This is a genomic window from Anaeromonas gelatinilytica, from assembly GCF_016820635.1.
Taxonomy (GTDB): domain Bacteria; phylum Bacillota; class Clostridia; order Tissierellales; family SIT17; genus Anaeromonas; species Anaeromonas gelatinilytica.
The window spans coordinates 38,011-54,193 of record NZ_WSFU01000015.1; the positions used below are offsets into that span (position 1 = coordinate 38,011).

Annotated in this window: 19 protein-coding genes; 2 read left to right on the forward strand and 17 right to left on the reverse strand. The window is 27.6% G+C overall.

Features of this window, described 5'->3' with window-relative positions; genetic code table 11:
- Positions 1-13: 13 nt before the first annotated feature.
- The 17 genes from GOQ29_RS01245 to cysK form a co-directional block, all read right to left on the reverse strand.
- Positions 14-514, reverse strand: coding sequence for a gamma carbonic anhydrase family protein (locus GOQ29_RS01245; protein WP_203370626.1), 501 nt, complete (start codon positions 512-514; stop codon positions 14-16).
- 1 nt (position 515) lies between these two features.
- Positions 516-1,877 carry a thioether cross-link-forming SCIFF peptide maturase gene (gene scfB / locus GOQ29_RS01250; RefSeq protein ID WP_203370628.1) on the reverse strand — a complete coding sequence of 454 codons (1,362 nt, stop codon included), beginning with the start codon at positions 1,875-1,877 and terminating at the stop codon, positions 516-518.
- Positions 1,878-2,007: 130 nt separating this feature from the next.
- Positions 2,008-2,154 carry a six-cysteine ranthipeptide SCIFF gene (gene scfA / locus GOQ29_RS01255; protein ID WP_203370630.1) on the reverse strand — a complete coding sequence of 49 codons (147 nt, stop codon included), beginning with the start codon at positions 2,152-2,154 and terminating at the stop codon, positions 2,008-2,010.
- Between the two features lie 271 nt (positions 2,155-2,425).
- Positions 2,426-2,809, reverse strand: coding sequence for a TIGR04086 family membrane protein (locus GOQ29_RS01260; protein ID WP_203370632.1), 384 nt, complete (start codon positions 2,807-2,809; stop codon positions 2,426-2,428).
- Between the two features lie 93 nt (positions 2,810-2,902).
- Positions 2,903-3,172 (reverse strand): preprotein translocase subunit YajC, encoded by a 270-nt coding sequence (yajC, locus tag GOQ29_RS01265; protein ID WP_203370634.1) that lies wholly within the window; start codon positions 3,170-3,172, stop codon positions 2,903-2,905.
- An 86-nt stretch (positions 3,173-3,258) separates the two neighbouring features.
- Positions 3,259-4,377 (reverse strand): tRNA guanosine(34) transglycosylase Tgt, encoded by a 1,119-nt coding sequence (gene tgt / locus GOQ29_RS01270; protein WP_203370636.1) that lies wholly within the window; start codon positions 4,375-4,377, stop codon positions 3,259-3,261.
- Positions 4,378-4,398: 21 nt separating this feature from the next.
- On the reverse strand, positions 4,399-5,424 hold the full coding sequence (gene queA, locus GOQ29_RS01275) for a tRNA preQ1(34) S-adenosylmethionine ribosyltransferase-isomerase QueA (protein ID WP_203370638.1): 1,026 nt from the start codon (positions 5,422-5,424) through the stop codon (positions 4,399-4,401).
- A gap of 44 nt (positions 5,425-5,468) precedes the next feature.
- Positions 5,469-5,684 carry a DUF2905 domain-containing protein gene (locus GOQ29_RS01280; RefSeq protein WP_203370640.1) on the reverse strand — a complete coding sequence of 72 codons (216 nt, stop codon included), beginning with the start codon at positions 5,682-5,684 and terminating at the stop codon, positions 5,469-5,471.
- A 2-nt stretch (positions 5,685-5,686) separates the two neighbouring features.
- Positions 5,687-6,694, reverse strand: a complete 1,008-nt coding sequence (ruvB, locus tag GOQ29_RS01285; RefSeq protein ID WP_203370642.1) for a Holliday junction branch migration DNA helicase RuvB — start codon at positions 6,692-6,694, stop codon at positions 5,687-5,689.
- A 12-nt stretch (positions 6,695-6,706) separates the two neighbouring features.
- Positions 6,707-7,297 (reverse strand): Holliday junction branch migration protein RuvA, encoded by a 591-nt coding sequence (gene ruvA / locus GOQ29_RS01290; RefSeq protein WP_203370644.1) that lies wholly within the window; start codon positions 7,295-7,297, stop codon positions 6,707-6,709.
- 239 nt (positions 7,298-7,536) lie between these two features.
- On the reverse strand, positions 7,537-8,118 hold the full coding sequence (locus tag GOQ29_RS01295; protein WP_203370646.1) for a BofC C-terminal domain-containing protein: 582 nt from the start codon (positions 8,116-8,118) through the stop codon (positions 7,537-7,539).
- A gap of 106 nt (positions 8,119-8,224) precedes the next feature.
- Positions 8,225-8,962 carry a hypothetical protein gene (locus GOQ29_RS01300; RefSeq protein WP_203370647.1) on the reverse strand — a complete coding sequence of 246 codons (738 nt, stop codon included), beginning with the start codon at positions 8,960-8,962 and terminating at the stop codon, positions 8,225-8,227.
- A 319-nt stretch (positions 8,963-9,281) separates the two neighbouring features.
- Positions 9,282-11,507, reverse strand: a complete 2,226-nt coding sequence (locus GOQ29_RS01305; protein ID WP_203370649.1) for an amino acid permease — start codon at positions 11,505-11,507, stop codon at positions 9,282-9,284.
- A 59-nt stretch (positions 11,508-11,566) separates the two neighbouring features.
- Positions 11,567-12,295, reverse strand: coding sequence for a GntR family transcriptional regulator (locus GOQ29_RS01310; protein WP_203370651.1), 729 nt, complete (start codon positions 12,293-12,295; stop codon positions 11,567-11,569).
- A gap of 401 nt (positions 12,296-12,696) precedes the next feature.
- Positions 12,697-13,440, reverse strand: a complete 744-nt coding sequence (locus tag GOQ29_RS01315) for a YebC/PmpR family DNA-binding transcriptional regulator (protein WP_203370653.1) — start codon at positions 13,438-13,440, stop codon at positions 12,697-12,699.
- A gap of 98 nt (positions 13,441-13,538) precedes the next feature.
- Complete coding sequence (gene nadE, locus GOQ29_RS01320) at positions 13,539-14,258, reverse strand: NAD(+) synthase (RefSeq protein WP_203370655.1); 720 nt, start codon at positions 14,256-14,258, stop codon at positions 13,539-13,541.
- A 61-nt stretch (positions 14,259-14,319) separates the two neighbouring features.
- Positions 14,320-15,237, reverse strand: a complete 918-nt coding sequence (gene cysK / locus GOQ29_RS01325) for a cysteine synthase A (protein WP_203370657.1) — start codon at positions 15,235-15,237, stop codon at positions 14,320-14,322.
- Positions 15,238-15,380: 143 nt separating this feature from the next.
- On the opposite strand from cysK, the gene GOQ29_RS01330 reads away from it, so the two are divergent.
- Both GOQ29_RS01330 and GOQ29_RS01335 read left to right on the forward strand, forming a co-directional pair.
- On the forward strand, positions 15,381-15,734 hold the full coding sequence (locus GOQ29_RS01330) for a sulfite exporter TauE/SafE family protein (RefSeq protein WP_203370658.1): 354 nt from the start codon (positions 15,381-15,383) through the stop codon (positions 15,732-15,734).
- Positions 15,731-16,087, forward strand: coding sequence for a sulfite exporter TauE/SafE family protein (locus tag GOQ29_RS01335; protein WP_203370660.1), 357 nt, complete (start codon positions 15,731-15,733; stop codon positions 16,085-16,087). The genes GOQ29_RS01330 and GOQ29_RS01335 overlap by 4 nt, the downstream gene beginning before the upstream one ends.
- Positions 16,088-16,183 lie beyond the last annotated feature (96 nt).

Below are 16,183 nucleotides of genomic sequence, written 5' to 3' on the forward strand. Positions count from 1 at the left end.
CTCCTTAATCATTCTATTTATGCCCTTGGGCCAATTCCACGTAATGTTTAGCAAAGTTTTTTAGATTCTCTATTTCATCCTCAGTTAAATCTCTGACCACTTTTGCAGGAGATCCAAGTACAAGAGTTCCCGACGGAAATCTCTTACCTGGTGTAACTACACTTCCTGCTCCTACAAGAACATTATCCTCTATAATTGCTCCATTTAATATAATAGCACCCATACCTATTAAAACATTATCTTTTATATTACATGCATGTACTATTGCTTTATGACCTATCGTTACATTATTCCCAATAATAGTAGGATGACTATTTTCAATATGCATTATCGTGCCATCTTGTACATTAGTATTCTCTCCTATTACAATCTTATTTCCATCAGCTCTTAATACGCAATTATACCATATACTAGAATTTTTCCCTATTGCTACATCTCCAATTATATCAGCAGTTTCTGCTATAAAACATGTTTCATCAATACTAGGCTTCTTATCCTTAAATTTCTTAATCATTTTATACCTCCTCTTCATTTAAATTAGCTAATATAGATATAGAGCTTTCTATTCTCTTTTTCTCCATTTCACAACCAATTTTATAAGGTTTCTTTATGTCTTTATTAAAATTATATGCATTTGCATGACATCCACCGCTACAATAGAATCTTGCCCAACAATCTTTGCAGTCTTCTTTATTATAAACATTAGCTTCTTTAAATTTATCAACTATCTCGTTATTCCTAATCCCAGTATCTAAAGAACCAAGTTTGAATTTTTCATTTCCTACAAACTGATGGCATGGATATATATATCCTTCTGGAGTTATAGCTAAATATTCAACTCCAGCTCCACAACCTGAAGCTCTCTTAATAGCACATGGCCCTTGATTTAAATCTATAGTAAAATGAAAGAAATTAAAATCATTATCTTTTCTTTTGATATCAATATAATCTTTTGATAACTTATCATATTCATCTAATATTTTTCCCAAATGTTTCTCTAAAATCGCATATTCCTGTGATGGCTCTATAACTACTGGTTCCACTGATACACTTTTAAAACCAAGATTATATAACTCCATTATGTCTTTAGAAAAATCAAGATTCTTAGAAGTAAAAGTTCCTCTAACATAATGATCTTTATTCCCTCTTAATCTTACCATATCTAAAAATTTAGGAACAATTATATCAAAACTTCCTTCTCCATTAACCGTTTTTCTCATATTATCATTGACATCTTTTCTACCATCTAAACTTAATACCACATTAGACATATGTTCATTGATAAAATTCATTTTTTCTTTATCCAGTAATACTCCATTTGTTGTTATAGTAAATCTGAAATTTTTATCATACTTCTTTTCCAGGCTTCTACCATAATAAACTAATTCTTTTACCACATCAAAATTCATTAATGGTTCACCACCAAAGAAATCCACTTCAAGATTTCTTCTATTAGCAGAATTCTTTACTAAACAATCTAAAGCCTTCTTACCAACTTCCAAACTCATCAAGGACTTGTCCCCATCAAAATCACCTTGAGATGCAAAACAATATTCACATTTTAAATTACAATCGTGAGCTATATGAAGACATAAAGCTTTAACTACTTTTTCTTGATCGTATTTTATAGATTCCATATAAATATCATCTGAAAACAACACATCATTTTTTTCTAATTCCTCTATTTCAGCATATCCTTCTTTTATAAGTTCTTTATCATATTTATATGATAAAATATTATTTATTTCTTTCAAATCATTTTCATTATATAAATCAATCATATCCCAAATCAATTCATCAACTAAGTGAACCGAACCACTGTTTATATCAAGAATAATATTTTTATTATTCTGTTTAAATTTATGTATATTTTTCATTTTGCTCCTCCTGTTTATTCTGATATTCCTTATTTTATAGTAAATAAATTTTATCTTCAACTTTTTATTAAATTACATACTATAAAAATCTTATTAGTAAATGAAAAAGTAGTGATTAATCACTACTTTTTCATCTACTAATATTTTCACAACTTTGATTACCAACAGTACATGACGTTTTACATGCAGATTGACAAGAAGTTTGACATTCACCACAACCACCATTTGCTATTGTATTTTTTAAATTTCTACTACTCAATGTCTTAATATGTTTCATATGATACCGTTGTCAAAACCTTATAAAACTCTATAAAACTTGTTTAATTCCCTATTTATAAGCTACTTTGATTTGATTATGACTGTATCACTTTAGCAATATATGGGATTCACAATAGCTATAAATATTATATCACAAATTAAATGCTCTATGCATTACGAATTTAAAGTAACCTTATATAAAGTTTATTAAAGATTTTCTAACGGTTCTTCACCTCCTAAACCATAATTTACGTTTAAATTATATCACAAACTATATTAGCTATAAAGTTTTATTTTAAGTTAGCTCCTATCATTCCTGATAATACGCCAGCAACGACTCCAATTATTATTTTTATTAATGTATAACTAGAAAATTGAAATTCCTTCATAAATATTGCACTCAATAAAATTAAAATTATAACATAAATTAGACCTATTATTCCCCCGTTTAAATATCCTCTTTCATTAGTATTTATTGCTATCTTTATTGCACCAATACTGATTGAAATAATTAATATAATAGAATTTATTATTGGCATCCAACTTTCCGATAAATTAGTATAAGTTAAAATTAATGTGAAAATCACAAAAAATATAAACGTTATAATAAAACTTAAAATCAAACTTTTTACTAATATCATGCTATAATTACTATTTGCCTTACTATTATTCATAACAACACCTCCTACTCTTAATCAATACATATGCTAATTTTCAAATTTTATTCCAAATAAAAAGACCGATTCCTTTAGAATCGATCATTTTTATTATTCAGTTTCATTTAAATTAGTTCCTACTGCCCATTTCTTAATCTCAAATTTTGTTTTATCAGAGCCTACTTCAATTGTAACTTGATCTTCCTTTACCTTTACTATTTTACCAACTATACCACCTATAGTAGCAATTTTATCTCCCACTTGAAGATTACTTCTCATTTCTTTAACTTTTTTATCTCTCTTTTGCTGTGGTCTAATTAAAAGAAAATAAAATATAACCAATAATGCTATGGGAAGAATAAAAGCTCTTAATGCATCCATATCATATACACTCCTTTCAATAAAATAATATCTATAATATATTCTATAATAAATATATTCTATAATAAATTAAAAAATCCTTTATTCTATAAATCATAACCATACTTTTTATAAAATTCTTCTCTATACTCTAATAATCTATCTTTTTTTATAGCATCTCGTATATTCTCCATAAGCTGTATCAAAAAATATAAATTATGAATAGTAGTCAATCTAGCTCCTAATATTTCATTTGCTTTAAATAAATGTCTAATATATGCCCTAGTATAATTTTTACATGCATAACAATTACATTCAGGATCTAATGGTGAAAAGTCTTTAGCATATTTAGCATTTTTTACTACCAATCTTCCTCTACTAGTTATAACTGTACCATTTCTAGCAATTCTAGTAGGTAATACACAATCAGCCATATCAATACCTCGAATTACAGCTTCAAATAAATAATCTGGACTACCGACTCCCATCAAATATCTGGGTTTATTTTTAGGTAATAACGGAACAGTATAATCCAATACTCCATACATCAAATCGGCAGGTTCACCTACACTTAATCCTCCCACTGCATATCCTGGAAAATCCAAATCTGTTATTTCCTTTACACTTTGTTCCCTTAAATCTCTATACATCCCACCTTGTACAATACCAAAAATTCCTTGAACATCTGACTTTTTATGAACTTCTTGACATCTTTTTGCCCATCTAGTTGTCCTTTCTAAAGATTTCTTTACATACTCCTTATCAGCTGGATAAGGAGTACATTCATCAAAAGCCATAGCAATATCTGAACCCAATGAATTCTGTATCTCAATAGATTTTTCAGGACTAATAAAATGTTTTGAACCATCTATATGTGATCTAAAATGTACACCTTTTTCCGTTATATCTCTTAATTCTCCTAAACTAAAAACTTGAAAACCTCCACTATCAGTAAGTATAGGTTTATCCCAATTCATAAATTTGTGAAGACCTCCAGCTTCTTCAATCAACTTATGACCTGGTCTAAGATATAAATGATATGTATTGCTTAATATAATTTGTGTCTGCATATCTTTTAATTCTTCTGGAGTCATTGCTTTTACTGTTGCTTTAGTTCCTACTGGCATAAAAATTGGTGTTTCAATTACTCCATGAGGAGTATGTAATTTCCCTAATCTAGCCTTAGTGTTTTTTTCTTCTTTTATTAATTCATATGTTACAGCCATTTTCATCCTCCTGTTTAATCCCTATATAATAAGCATAGAATCGCCAAAGCTAAAAAATCTATATTTTTCCTCAACTGCTATTTTATATGCATTTAATATTTTATCTCTTCCAGTCAATGCACTTACTAACATTATTAATGTAGATTCTGGCAAATGAAAATTTGTTATCAATCCATCAATAACTTTAAATTCATAGCCTGGATAAATAAATATATCTGTCCAACCTGAACATTTCTTTACTCTCCCTTGATCATCAACAGCTGACTCTAACGTTCTAGTTGAAGTTGTTCCTACAGATATGACTCTACCTCCTTTTTCTCTAGTAGCATTAATAATATCTGCTGTTTCCTTATTTACTTCAAAAAACTCGGAATGCATTTTATGTTCATTAACATCATCAACCTTTACTGGTCTAAATGTACCTAATCCTACATGTAATGTAATATATACAATATTTATACCCTTATTTTCTATTTTTTTTAATAATTCCTTTGTAAAGTGGAGTCCCGCAGTAGGAGCCGCAGCCGATCCTTCTTTTTTAGAATATACAGTTTGATATCTTTCTCTATCTTCAAGCTCAGCCGTTATATAAGGAGGAAGAGGCATCTCCCCTAATCTATCTAATATTTCTTGAAATATACCTTTATATAGAAACCTTACTATTCTAGTTCCCCCTTCTTTTATATCTAATATTTCTGCCTGTAATTTTCCATCACCAAATTCTATAATATCCCCAATCTTTGCTTTTTTACCAGGCTTTACTAAAGTTTCCCAATTATCTCCTTCAATATTGTTTAATAAAAGAAATTCAACCTTCCCTCCACTTTTTTCCCTTCTACCATATAATCTAGCAGGAATAACTCTAGTATTATTTAATACCAAACAATCCCCTTCTTGTAAATAATCAATTATATCACTAAAAATTTTATGTTTTATATTTCCGCTTTTTCTATCCAGAACTAACATTCTAGATTTTTCTCTTTCTTCAAGCGGATGTTGTGCTATTAATTCTTTAGGCAAATCAAAATAAAAATCACTAGTTCTCATGAAATCATCCTTTGCTTTATAACTTATAACATATACTTATATTATTAGAGAATTTTCCTTATTATATTTACTATAATAGTTAAAATAATACTTATTATTATAGAAGTCAATATAGGAAAGAAAAAAGTGAAATTACCCTTTTTTATTAATATGTCCCCAGGTAATTTCCCCAATCCAAACTTTCCACCAATAGATACTAAAATTCCAATAATTACAATAATAATACCTAACATTATAATACTTCTTCCTATATCATTCATATTTATTCCTCAATTCTAATATTAAAATGTTCCAAACACCTTTTAGTAACTATCCTTCCTCGTGGTGTTCTATTAATGAAACCAATTTGTAACAAATATGGTTCATAAACATCTTCAATAGTATTCCTTTCTTCTCCTATTGAAGACGCCAACGTATCTAATCCTACTGGACCATGATTAAATTTATTTATAATAGTCATTAATAACTTTTTATCAACATTATCTAATCCTAAATCGTCTACTTCTAATAAATCTAATGCTTTTTCAGCTACACTTTTTGTAATTATACCATCTTCTACAACCTCTGCATAATCTCTTACCCTTTTTAGTATTCTATTGGCTATTCTAGGTGTCCCTCTTGATCTCTTGGCTATTTCCAATGCACCAACTTCATCTATTTCAATACCTAATATTCTAGCAGATCTAATTATTATACTTTTTAAATCTTTGACATCATAATAATCCAACTTGCATATTACTCCAAATCTATCTCTTAATGGTGATGTTAAAAGGCCCGCTCGAGTTGTTGCACCAATCAAAGTAAATTTTGATAAATCTAATCTTATAGACCTAGCACCTGGCCCCTTTCCTATTATTATATCTAAAGCAAAATCCTCCATAGCTGGATATAATATTTCTTCTACATTTCTATTTAATCTATGAATTTCATCTATAAATAAAACATCATTTTCTCCTAAATTAGTAAGAATCGCAGCTAAATCTCCTGGTTTGTCTATAGCAGGTCCAGAAGTAATTTTAATATTAACCCCCATCTCATTAGCAATGATACTTGCCAGCGTAGTCTTTCCTAATCCTGGAGGACCATATAATAATACATGATCCAGAGATTCTCCTCTACTTCTTGCAGCTTGAATGAATATTTTTAATTTATCTTTAACTTTATTTTGACCAGTATAGTTTTCTAATAATTTAGGCCTTAATGTTGTCTCTATATCAAAATCTTCATCTTTCATACCACTAGTTATAATCCTATTTTCCATCTCTTCCATAATTATCTCCTTCTATTGTTTTGATAATTCACTTAAAGAAAGTTTAATTATATCTTCTGTATTTAATTTTTCAATATCAAATTTATTCATTACATTTGAAGCTTCATATTTAGTATACCCTAAGGCTATTAATGCATCTAGTGCTTCATTAATATTAGATTTATTATTCACCATCGAACTAGAATCTAATTTTTCAATATTATAATCTTTGATCCTATCTTTTAATTCCAAAATCATTCTATTAGCAGTTTTCTTACCTACTCCTGGTGCTTTGGATAATGTCTTTGTATCTTCATTTATAATGGCAAATTTTATTTTATCTACTGATAAAGATGATAGAATTCCTAAAGCTACTTTAGGTCCTATCTTAGATACAGATATTAATTTTAAAAACAATTCCAGCTCAGACCTTGAAATAAAACCATAAAGGCTCATATCATCTTCTCTTACATGTAAATGTGTATAAATTTTATATTCTTCATTAATTCTTACATTGGATATTGTTTCCATAGATGTACTTATTTTGTATCCTATATTATTATTATCGACTACTATAAAATCTTCTGATATTTCATTAATATATCCTTTAATATACCTATACATTATCATATACCTCCAATATTTCCATAGAAAATAATCATTTTTTACTTATAGCTTGTCCTAACAGTATAGCAGTCTCACAATTGCTAATCCATTCTTTTAATCATTATTATTTCATATTATGTTTATATAAATAAATATTTAATTTAATTTTATCATATTTTATTAATAATGAAAAAAATAATAAAAAGTTAAAGAATTCAACAAAAGTTAAACTGTATGGTTTAACTTTTGTTGATAATTTAACTTATAAAATTCTCTATTACATCTCCTATATCATCTAAATTATCCACAATTATTCCTTTCTTTAATTTTTCTATATCATATTCACCCAATAATTCAATAGATTGATCTAAAGTTTTAAACAATATTTTATCACCATTTTCATCTACTTTATATATAGCAACTTTACCCTCATTTTCTCCTATAATATAATGATTCGGACATAAATAATTCTTTGTAACTTTAATTATTACCCTACTATCATCAAAAACTAAAACCTCTTTATTAGAATTTTTTCCAAAACTCTCTTCTAGCTCTCTTTTATTCATTCCAATAAATTTTTCTTTATTCAATTCAAAGTCCCTTATAGTATGATCACACTCTGAATAATAATTTTCATATTCTATAATAGTATCCTCAGTTATTCTATCTCCATCATTTTTATTAGTTTCAGTACTTAATAAATCATCATCTGTTTTTTCTCCAATAAAATCGTCTTTTTTTTCATTATTAAAACTATTTTCCAAAATACTAAAAACTAATAAAACTACAACTAAAGTTAACCCTAAAAATAGATAAAATAACTTAGAAGAACTTTTCATAATATCCCTCCTATACCTTATAAAGAGATATTATTTCCAATAATACATTTTATATACAACAGCATATTTAAAAACCCCTATGAAAATTACTTATATAGTAACCTTTCTAATAGGGGTATCGCTTCAGAACCCTGTCATTTAAAGCATACCAACAGGAATCTTTAAATATATTCAAGAGATTTTTTCTCAATTCTTTAATTATAGCTTTATATACTCTTTCTAATTCATCCTTCGTAAAATTAATTTTTTCTTCTTTTATATTAAATTCATAAGGGTTAAATTCTAATTTTAACTGTCTATCAATATAATTATCTATATTTTCTAATTTAGGCTTAATAACTTTACTAGCAAACAACTCTATTAATTCAGTAAATTCTCTAGTTTCATTTTCTTTATTTGTAATTTCTTTTCTTATCTTTCTCCTTGTTTCATTTACTTCATTATTACAATAATTAAAATGAAATAAATAATTTTTATCATATAAGATATCTAAATCAAAACACTTCAATGCCATTTCTTCTAAAATATTTATCCATTTATTATTATAAAATCCATATTTATAGCCTTCAAGATAAAAACAAAGTTCAATTCTATCAATATCTTCATGTATAACTTTACTAATTGATCTGGCAATAACTGAGGGATTATTTCTATTTTTTAATATATTTTTAATTCTATTGTTAATTTTCCTTGTACAAATATATTGAGGATAAATATTGCTTATATTTTCCTCTAAATCATATAACGATAACAATATGTATATAGAATTAATATCATTATTAAATAGAAATCTATTTTTTAAACCTTCATATAATTCCCATAATTTCACTGCAGAAGCTGGCAAATTTATCCCTCCTTCACTAGCAATTATTGCCAATATAAATTAAAATAAACCTTTATTTATTAATAAAATATCTAAGTTAGATTTGATAAATTCTGACAAAAAAGTCCAGAGTCTTTATTATACTAGTATATCATTTTTTTTTCAACTCATAATAATAAAAAATTATAGTTTTTATAAAAATATTGTCGGATAATACTTTTGTTTATATATATTTATTAAGGAGATGTTTTATATAATGAAAAAAGATATATATAATTAGGAAAATCAGTCAAGCTTATAATTAATTATAAGTTTAACTGATTTTTATTTAATACAACCTTTATAATCTTTTTACTTGATTTACAGCTTTTCTTACTTTTGGTTTTTGTAAAATCTTATTATATTCTCTAACAATTAAGACAGAACATTTTGATTTCTCAGCTATAGTATCCGCCTTAAAACCTCCAATAGTTTCTTTTATTCCCCATTGACTTCCTATTCCCATTGCTATTAAATCATATTTCCCAGATATATCTATAACCGCTTCTCTTACAGAGGAAGCATTAATCATGAGTACTTTACCATTGACGCCTAATGTTTTCAATGTTTGATACATTATTTCCTTAATTTGATTGTACTCTTCATCACTTATTTCTTCCTTGATTACTCTAAGCAAAGTTACCTCTGCATTATATCCTTGTGCTAATTTTTTTACTGTATTAGCAGCAGCTTGTGAATAAGCTCCACCTCCATAAGGATATAATATTTTTTTTATTTCTTTTTCTCCTTTATTACTTAAAACTCCAACAGTAGATTCATTATTTTTAAGGATTTCTGGAACTACTCCACCTATCATATTATGAGCTAGTCCGCTATGATGCCATCCCACTAAAGTGAAATCTACATTTTCCTCTTTAACAGCAGTATTTATTGAATGAGCTCTATTTCTTGATAAAAACAATACTGGTTCAGAACATTTTATATCACGTTCACATGTCTTATTAAACTCTGCAATAATACCTTCATACAATCCCATATCATCTTTAAAGTTTTCATATCGGGAATCCAATGGAATTGCTTCTGGAACTTCTAATACATGAACAGGAACAACTTTTCCATTATTTATATTAGCTATTCTGTAAGCCATATTAATCAAACTTTTAACATTCTCAGGATGACCAATAGGAACCATTACTTTAAATTCCTTTTTAGAATCTTTATTTTCTTTCCTCTTCATATTTAGAACGGGTACTTCTTGAGGATTTATTAACTTTGGTGCCTTATTTAATTTTGGTAATCCTATATAAAAATAAACAAGTCCTAACCCAATAATTACAACGGCTACTGCTAAAGCAAATAAATCAGTAATAATTAATTGGAAAATCATAAACATATTTACTATAATACCCAGTATAGGAGTTATAGGATAAAATGGTACTTTAAATTTTCTCTCTACATTAGGTTGTTTTTTTCTAAATATCATCAAAGCTACATTTACTAAGGTATATCCTGTTAAAGAAAAAATACTTGTTATAGTAGATATATGTTCTAAATCTCTCAACGTGGTGGCTGTAATGATTATTATACCTGTACCTATTATTGAAAATATTGGTGTCTTAGTCCTTCTATTTATTGATTTAAATATAGCAGGAAATCTTTTATCTCTAGCCAAAGCATAAGATGTACGAGAAGAAGCTAATACAGCAGTGTTTATAGACGATAACGTAGCTAATATTCCTGCTAATGCAAAAAGATATCCTCCTATTTGTCCAGCAATAACTATTGCTGTGTCAATCATAGGAGTTGATGTTACTCCTGGTACTAAAGTTTTCCAATTTTTTATACCTGCTCCCACAAAAAAAGTTGATGTTTTTATAATTATAACTACAATTACTGATATTATTATTGCTCTAGGTATATTTTTTTCAGGATCTATTACTTCCTCACTAGCCGTAGTTATAAGTCCATAACCTATATATGTCATATAAAGAAAACCCATAGCTTTTAATGTTCCTGCCATTCCTTCAGTAAAAAATGGTCTTTGATTTGACATATCCATAAAAAATATTCCATATATAATATAGCTTATCAATAATATTATAAGACCCGTGGTAATTACATTTTGCATTTTACTTGATCCTTTAACACCCTTTATATTAGTCACTAAAACATAAAAAATCAATAAATAAGCACCTACCATTTGAGGTATAAAAGGAAAGAAATAATTAAGAAAAGTACCAAATCCTAATGCAAACAAACCACAAGACATAGCATATCCTAACCAAAATCCCCATCCACATATAAATCCTAATATTCCATTATCAGTAGCATCTCTTACATAAGCATATCCTCCACCAGCTGTTGGTATAAAAGTAACCAATTCAGCAAAAGAAAAAGCAGTAAATATAGCTGCCATTCCTGAAAGAAAAATTGATAATGATGCTGATGGTCCTGCCACCTCAAAACTTGTTCCTGCTAATACAAATATAGCAGATCCTATCATTGTCCCTATACTTATAGTTAATGCTGAATAAAGACCTAAAGTTCTATCTAATTTTTGTTGCATTTAATCCACTTCCTTTTTGTTTTAAAATACTTTTAGTCATATAATATTATAATTTTTCATTAATATAGTTCTGTATAAAACTTAAACTTATCTCCACGAATTAAACTATTCCTATATTCTATAGGTTTATTATTATGAGTTAAAGTTAATCTTTCTGTGTGAAAAATAGGAGATCCATATTCTATACTTAAATGCTTAGATTGAAATTCATTAGCAACTTGAGGCTCAATATATTCTCTTGCTTTTACTATTTTAATCCCATATTTTCCTTCTAAAAGATTATAAATAGACATTCCATGTAATTTATCCTTAATAATATCAGGAGCAATATGAACGGGAATATATGAAGCTTCCAAAATTAAAGGTGATTTGTTAAAAATTCTTATTCTTAAAATTTCATAAACAGACATATTTTTTTTAATTTCAAGTCTATTAATTATATTACAATTTGGTTTTATTTTTTTAGCACTTATAATTTTTGATATAAAATCATCTTTTTTATTCTTTAACGTTCTTCCAAAACTATAAAATTGCAATAAACTCTGTTCTATTTTATGAGGTTTTACAATTGAACCTACTCCCTTTTCAGTACATATTAATCCTTCTTTTTTTAATTCTCGTAATGCATTTCTTACAGTTGCTCTAGTTACATTAAATTCTTTACAAAATTCTTTTTCCGATGGAAGTAATGTATCAATTTCATAAATATTATTTAAAATTCTTTCTCTAATAATCTCTTTAATTTGTAAGTAATATGGCAAATAACTATCTTTATTTAAATTATCCAATTTAAAACCTCCATTTATTCATAGGCTTTCTTTCATAAAAGAATATATTCTTTCAAAAAATATTTTTTATAAGTATATTATACTTCTACTTGTGTAGTCAAGTATATATATCAAAAAGACATTTAAATTTATTATTTAATTTATAAATATAAAAATCACCTATATTTATTGTACTATAAATTACCATTACATTTTATATGCAAAATATTTTAACAAATTAATACAAAAATAGAGAATTTATATTAATTCTCTATTAGAATAATTTTTAGTTTTATACTTTCCACTTGAAAGTATAATTTAGAATCAGTTTTATTTTTAAATCTTCTAATTCTAGACACAAAAAAACACCCCAATCTTATCAATAAATAATAAGATTGAAAGTGTTTTAAATAGTTTTAACATTAATCTTCTAAATCTTCTGGCATATCCCAGTTATGATATATCTCTTGAACGTCATCATTGTCTTCTATGGCATCTATAAGTTTTTCCATTGATTTTATGTCTTTTTCATCATGAAGTTTTGTTTTATTTTGTGGTAAAAAAGATACTTCTGCTGTGGAAAATTTATATCCTTCTTTCTTTAAAGATTCCCTTACACTAGTAAAATCTTCTGGAGCTGTGGTTATTTCAAAATATTCATCTTCTGATACAAAATCTTCTGCCCCTGATTCTATTGCTTGCATCATCATTTCTTCTTCATCCATGTCTTCATCTCTATCGATGATTAATAATCCTTTTCTATCAAACATAAATGATACACAACCTGTTGCTCCAAGATTTCCATTATATTTTGAAAAATAATGTCTTACATCGGCAGCTGTTCTGTTTTTATTATCAGTAAGACATTGAACCATTACTGCAACACCATTTGGTCCATATCCTTCATAAGTAATTTCTTCATAATTAACTCCTTCCAAATCTCCAGAACCTTTCTTTACAGCTCTATCTATATTATCATTTGGCATATTTTCTGCCTTAGCTTTTTCTATAGCATTTGCCAATTCTGTATTATATTCAGGATCATCTCCACCTTCTTTTGCTGCAACTGTAATAGCTCTAGCTAATTTTGTGAAAACTTTGGCCTTTTTCGCATCCTGTCTTCCTTTTCTATGCTTTATATTGGCCCATTTTGAATGTCCAGCCATAATATTACCTCCTAGTACAATATATATTAGTTATAGAAAACTATTAATATTCTAACATACTATTAAAATATAATAAAGAAATAAGAAGTAGGTGTCACCTACTTCTTAAACATTTTTGGAAGTTTTCTTTTATGTTCACTATTTTTGTTCATTTTATCTATTTTTTCTTTTATTTCTTGAGTAGCCTCTCCAGTTTCAATATAATTATCTAAGTCTTTATAACTAAATCCCATTTCATGTTCGTCTGTTTGATTTTCCCATAATCCTGCCGATGGAGCTTTAGTTATTATATCTCTAGGTATACCAAGATACTTAGCTAACTCTTTAACTTCATACTTTACAAAATCAACTATAGGTAATAAATCAACACCACTGTCACCATGCTTAGTAAAATATCCAATAGTAAATTCACTTTTGTTACCAGTTCCAGATACAAGATATTTATTCTTCTGTGCGTAATAATATAATGTAGTCATTCTAAGACGAGGCTTGATATTTGATAATGCCAATTTATTCTCTCCATCATCTTCTAATTCTCTTACTAAAGTATCAAAAGTATCTTCTAAATCTACTCTCTTTGTCTTTAAATTTAAAGTCTCTGCTACTAACATACCATCAATTTCATCTTGAGGATTACTATGACAAGGCATTATTATGCCTAAAGTATCATTAGGAAACGCCTTTTTTGCAAGACCAGCTACTACAGCTGAATCTATTCCACCACTTAACCCTAAAACAATACCTTTACAACCTGCATCTTCAACACTATCTTTAAGCCATTCAACTAAATCATTTACCCACTTTTCTATATTCTCCATATAATAAACCTCCTATAGTTTCTAAATGAAATCATAGCATAAGTATGAAGAAGAAACAAGTTTAGCCAAAGAAACCTGTGCTTAAATATCTTTCACCATTATCTGGTGCTATTACTACAATTCTCTTTCCTCTCCCTATCTTTTTAGCTTTTTCTATAGCTACATTTATAGCTGCACCTGATGAAATACCAACTAAAATTCCTTCTTTACTTGCTAACTCTCTCATAGTTTTTATTGCATCTTCATCTTGTACCTTTATAATATCATCTACAATATCCATCTTTAATACTTCTGGAATAAAACCAGCACCAATACCTTGGATCTTATGAGGACCAGGATTACCTCCTGACATTACAGGAGATGATACTGGTTCTACAGCAGTAATGTTAATGTTCTCCATTTTATTTTTCAATACTTCACCTACACCAGTTATAGTCCCACCGGTACCAACTCCTGCTACAAATACATCAAAATTATTATCCATTTGTTCTAATATTTCTAAAGCAGTTGTTCTCCTATGAATATCAGGGTTACTTAAATTTTCAAATTGTTGTGGCATAAAATAATTATCGTTATTATCAGCTAGTTCTTTAGCTTTATTAATTGCTCCATTCATTCCTTGTGCTCCAGGAGTCAATATTAATTCAGCACCATAAGCTTTCAATAAATTTCTTCTTTCCATACTCATTGTATCAGGCATTACTAAAATAACTTTGTAACCTTTAGCAGCACCTATCATAGCTAAACCAATACCTGTATTACCACTAGTAGGTTCTATAATAATAGAACCATCTTTTAATTTCCCTTTTTCTTCTGCTTCTTCTATCATATTTAATGCAATTCTATCCTTAACACTACTTCCTGGATTAAAATATTCTAATTTCACATATACTTCGGCAGAATTATTATCAACAAGTTTATTTAATTTCACCATTGGTGTTTCCCCTACTAAATTGCTTATATTATTAACAACCTTCATTTTTTATACCTCCTATTTTGAATATCATAAATTCCGATTGGTTTTTATGAGTTTATTATATTTTATAACAATTACATTGTCAAGTGAATATATTATTTCCTTTTAGTAAAAAATTATAAGAAATAATCATTTGGTGGTTAATTATGAAAGATAAAATATACTTAATTATAATTGGTTTATTTACAGGTCTAGTTAATGGAATCTTTGGTGCTGGTGGAGGCATGTTAATAGTTCCTTCACTTATGTATATAGTTCATTTAGATGAACATAAAGCCCATTCAACGGCTATTACTATAATATTACCTTTATGTATAATAAGTACCTATATTTATTTTAAAAATAATCTAATAGATTTTAAGCTTGGATTACCAATAGCAATAGGTAGCACTATTGGAGGATATTTAGGTGCTAAATTATTAAAAAATATCCCTAAACAAATATTGCGTAAAGCATTCAGTATTCTTATAATTTATGTTTCTATAAGGATGATTATATGACTAAATTTATACTAATAGGTTTCTGTTCTGGAATATTAGGGGGAATGGGTATTGGTGGGGGGACAATACTTATTCCTACTTTAGTATTTTTCACTACAATTTCTCAACCTCAAGCTCAAGGAATTAATCTTCTTGTTTTTATTCCAACTTCTATTATTGCCATATTTATTCACTATAAAAATAAAAACTTGAAAACAGATATTATACTTCCTATAATTATACCTGGATTAATCAGTTCAATTCTAGGAAGTACATTAGCTAATCATATAGATCCAGAAAACTTAAAAAGAATATTTGGTATATTTATGTTATTAATTGGAATCTATCAATTTTTTCATAAAAAAAGCGGATAAAAACATATCCGCTTCACTGGGGAAACCTAGTTTCCCTTTGACGGCGCATAATACATGCACCTGAGCACCTTTCTAATACGGCAGAGGATTTCATCC

Excerpts from the sequence above, each read along its gene's own strand:
- GOQ29_RS01245 (WP_203370626.1), bottom strand. The coding sequence starts at position 514 with ATGATTAAGAAATTTAAGGATAAGAAGCCTAGTATTGATGAAACATGT.
- scfB (WP_203370628.1), bottom strand. The coding sequence starts at position 1,877 with ATGAAAAATATACATAAATTTAAACAGAATAATAAAAATATTATTCTT.
- scfA (WP_203370630.1), bottom strand. The coding sequence starts at position 2,154 with ATGAAACATATTAAGACATTGAGTAGTAGAAATTTAAAAAATACAATA.
- GOQ29_RS01260 (WP_203370632.1), bottom strand. The coding sequence starts at position 2,809 with ATGAATAATAGTAAGGCAAATAGTAATTATAGCATGATATTAGTAAAA.
- yajC (WP_203370634.1), bottom strand. The coding sequence starts at position 3,172 with ATGGATGCATTAAGAGCTTTTATTCTTCCCATAGCATTATTGGTTATA.
- tgt (WP_203370636.1), bottom strand. The coding sequence starts at position 4,377 with ATGGCTGTAACATATGAATTAATAAAAGAAGAAAAAAACACTAAGGCT.
- queA (WP_203370638.1), bottom strand. The coding sequence starts at position 5,424 with ATGAGAACTAGTGATTTTTATTTTGATTTGCCTAAAGAATTAATAGCA.
- GOQ29_RS01280 (WP_203370640.1), bottom strand. The coding sequence starts at position 5,684 with ATGAATGATATAGGAAGAAGTATTATAATGTTAGGTATTATTATTGTA.
- ruvB (WP_203370642.1), bottom strand. The coding sequence starts at position 6,694 with ATGGAAGAGATGGAAAATAGGATTATAACTAGTGGTATGAAAGATGAA.
- ruvA (WP_203370644.1), bottom strand. The coding sequence starts at position 7,297 with ATGTATAGGTATATTAAAGGATATATTAATGAAATATCAGAAGATTTT.
- GOQ29_RS01295 (WP_203370646.1), bottom strand. The coding sequence starts at position 8,118 with ATGAAAAGTTCTTCTAAGTTATTTTATCTATTTTTAGGGTTAACTTTA.
- GOQ29_RS01305 (WP_203370649.1), bottom strand. The coding sequence starts at position 11,507 with ATGCAACAAAAATTAGATAGAACTTTAGGTCTTTATTCAGCATTAACT.
- GOQ29_RS01315 (WP_203370653.1), bottom strand. The coding sequence starts at position 13,440 with ATGGCTGGACATTCAAAATGGGCCAATATAAAGCATAGAAAAGGAAGA.
- nadE (WP_203370655.1), bottom strand. The coding sequence starts at position 14,258 with ATGGAGAATATAGAAAAGTGGGTAAATGATTTAGTTGAATGGCTTAAA.
- cysK (WP_203370657.1), bottom strand. The coding sequence starts at position 15,237 with ATGAAGGTTGTTAATAATATAAGCAATTTAGTAGGGGAAACACCAATG.
- GOQ29_RS01330 (WP_203370658.1), top strand. The coding sequence starts at position 15,381 with ATGAAAGATAAAATATACTTAATTATAATTGGTTTATTTACAGGTCTA.
- GOQ29_RS01335 (WP_203370660.1), top strand. The coding sequence starts at position 15,731 with ATGACTAAATTTATACTAATAGGTTTCTGTTCTGGAATATTAGGGGGA.